The 901-nt window shown below is 64.6% G+C and carries 1 protein-coding gene; it reads right to left on the reverse strand.

Annotated elements, in window-relative coordinates:
- Positions 1 to 76: 76 nt before the first annotated feature.
- Positions 77 to 901 (reverse strand): branched-chain amino acid ABC transporter permease (locus MOV75_RS39895; protein WP_247008341.1); only part of this gene is annotated, 825 nt, incomplete at its 5' end.

Genomic DNA, 901 nt, shown 5'->3' on the forward strand with positions numbered 1-901 from the left:
AGCGTCATGGCCCGCTTCGGAACCGCCTCGACCGCCTCGTGGCCTTCGCCGACGACTTCTTCTGCAGCGCTCATGATCAAACTCGCTTGACGATGTGCCGGCCGAACAGGCCAGCGGGTTTGACGACCAGGACGGAGATGATCAGCGCGAGCGCGATCGGGAGTTTCAGCTCGTTGCCGACGCCGGGGATGTAGGTGCCGGCGAGGTTCTCGAAGACGCCGACCAGGAAGCCGCCGATCACCGCACCGAACGGGCTCGACAGCCCGCCGAGCACCGCGGCGGCAAAGCCGTAGATCAGGACGCCGCCCATCATGTTGGGCTCGAGGAACACCACAGGAGCGATCAGCATGCCGGCGATCGCGCCGATCGCGGTCGCCATGCCCCAGCCGAGCGCGATCATCCAGCTCGTGTTGATGCCGACCAGGCGCGCCGATTCAGGCACCGAGGCGGCCGCGCGCATCGCAAGACCGATCCGCGTGTACTGGAAGAAGAAGTAGAGCCCGAGCAGCAGCAGCACGGTGACGCCGATCATGCCGGCCTGGTGGGTCGAGATCAGCTGGCTGCCCAGGAACGGCGAGGAGCCGAACGGGGTCGGATACTGCTTGATGGTGAAGTCCCAGATCAGGCCGGCCGAGGAGTTGATGATCGCAAACAGCGCGATGAAGCCGGCGACGTTGGTCAGCACCGGTGCCTTGGCGAGCGGCTTGAACAGGATGCGCTCGATCGCGATGCCGGCGACGAAGGAGAATGCCAGCGTGATGATGAAGGCGGCCCAATAGGACAGGCCCCATTGCATCAGCTGCCAGGAGATGAAGGTCGAGAACATCGCCATCTCGCCTTGCGCGAAGTTGAGATGGTCGATGGCCTGGTAGATCATGACCACGGCGAGCGCCATGCAGGC

The organism is Bradyrhizobium sp. PRIMUS42, from assembly GCF_023006515.1.
Classification (GTDB): domain Bacteria; phylum Pseudomonadota; class Alphaproteobacteria; order Rhizobiales; family Xanthobacteraceae; genus Bradyrhizobium.